The organism is Lacticaseibacillus sp. 30, from assembly GCF_053819265.1.
The window spans coordinates 1-2,085 of record NZ_JBSOQX010000056.1; the positions used below are offsets into that span (position 1 = coordinate 1).

Below are 2,085 nucleotides of genomic sequence, written 5' to 3' on the forward strand. Positions count from 1 at the left end.
TCGGTGTGACGACTTACCATTTTGTTCTTAGGAAATAAATCAATGCGTGATTGATTCCCATGTTGAAGGTTGCTTGACATGACAACCACAAGATTCTGACTGGCTTCAATATTCTTAGGTGCCGCCGTTTCTTTAAAAAGATAAACCGCAGCATGCTGCCCCTGTCGGAGTGGTAAATCGCCAAAGTACGCTTCTCCCTGACCAGCCGTCACAACCTGTGCGATAAGGCTGGAGCTAGCAGGCTGATAGCTATCTTGACTCAACGTCGTTTGTGCTGCTTCAATCGCACCGCCATTTTTGGAGACAAGCTGCCAAAAGTCAGCGGTCACGTCATAAACTGTGAACGTCACACCGTTTAACGGCACATCTGCCTGCGAAAAGTCGGGTTTTGTTGTCCCGTTATTTGCTTGTTGAGTTGGCAAGGTATCTTTAAACAACAGCTTATGCAACACAACATCAACAGTGGTCGGCACAGTTGCCGCCTGTGTCTGCTGCAACGTTGTCGTTGCCAAACTGACTAGTAGTGCCAAGCAAAAGGTCAAAATCACTAACGGACGGAAGGATTTAGTCATGCTGCTTCACCACCCGTCGCTTTATCAAAACAACCAGTAATAAAAGGAACGCTGCGCTGATCAATCCCAGTGCGATACCAAGCAATCGCTGATAGCCCTGACCACCTGTATGTGGCAAAATTGCAAGTGGCTGATTAATCGCCTGCAAAGTGATCGTGCTGCCATCAGTCGCTAATGTGTATCCGTTCTTACTTTCGCCCGGCTTCAATGCCTCACCGTCAATCGTGACGGTTGCCTCTTTACCAGTCGTAGCTACCTGAATGGCAATCTTTGCAGGATTGCTTTGATAGCCATCTGGTGCTTTTGTTTCTGACATCGTATAGGTACCATCTGCAATTAATTTTGTCGCAAACGCTTGTCCCTCAGATGTCGCCGATGATGTTATCGTCTCAGCTTCGCCAGCACTTGGTTGCAGGGTGAACGCTGCACCTGCAAGATATTGGCTTTGATTATCCTGTTTGATGACCCGCAAAGTCATGGATGGCTTTGGTTCATCATATTTCGTTAGCGTCAGAATTTGCTGGTGATCCCCGGTCACCGTAAAATCATCTGACTTATCACCAACAGGATTCAAAGTCTGCTGGCCATTAATAACACTCCCTGATGTCACATTGTCCTTTGTGCCATGGTATTGCCATTGCCCATCAGACGTTAGCTGAAAAAGATACGTTGTCCCATCAAGTTGATAACCTGTAGGTGCTGCAGCTTCCCGAATACCGTAATACCCCGGCGCTAGTGCCTGCAGATCCGTTGACGTGATGGCGTTGGTTTTGGATGCCTGCTGAAAACTGTTATCGCTGTACTGGGTTAAGTTAAACTGCATGGCCTTCAACTGATCTGCTGATAAATCAGTACCATCGGTTGTTTTTTTCTGAAATTGAAAACCATACTGCTGATTTGTCAAAGTCAACGTTGCTGTTTGCTGATCCATATTTTGAGAACTGATAAACGAACTCAAATCAATTCCCGAGGCATCTTCACTCTTAACGACATATGAAAAACTTTGACCCTGATTGTTATACGCAGGTGCCGTAAAGCTAGCTTTCCAGTTATCAGCTTTTTTAAGGACTAAGGTCTGTTGCCAATTTGGATCAAGCGAACCGTCAGCCACTTTTCGCTGCACCGTGACGTTGAGCGTATCCGGTAACGATTGATTGCTTAACTGGCGCCATTGCTTCTGCACATAAACTGTAGTTGCTGGTGCCCTGCCTGAAGGAATCCCAAAGTCAACAGCGGCAGCGCCCGCTTTTGGTGTCAACAATGTTTCACCATTCATTTGGTACCAAAAATCAGGCTTGAAGCCAGCATCCTCTGTTTTGATCCGTACTTGATAATGGATTTGAACTTCCTGATCCTGACCCAAGTTCATGTGATTCACCGTCAATTGACCATCTTGGATCGTCGCACTTGGTAACTCACTTGCTGGCACAGTTTGCTTGCCGACACTCGTAACGGTCGCCTGGTTGTTCGCATATTGAAATTGCGTACCAATCGGGTCTGTGATCGTGCCGTC

At 46.6% G+C, this 2,085-nt stretch carries 2 protein-coding genes; both read right to left on the minus strand.

Features of this window, described 5'->3' with window-relative positions:
* A partial coding sequence (locus ACWPAB_RS15165) for a pilin N-terminal domain-containing protein (RefSeq protein ID WP_108328179.1) occupies nucleotides 1-572 on the minus strand: 572 nt, incomplete at its 3' end.
* A partial coding sequence (locus tag ACWPAB_RS15170) for a SpaA isopeptide-forming pilin-related protein (RefSeq protein ID WP_455692706.1) occupies nucleotides 565-2,085 on the minus strand: 1,521 nt, incomplete at its 5' end. The genes ACWPAB_RS15165 and ACWPAB_RS15170, both read right to left, overlap by 8 nt.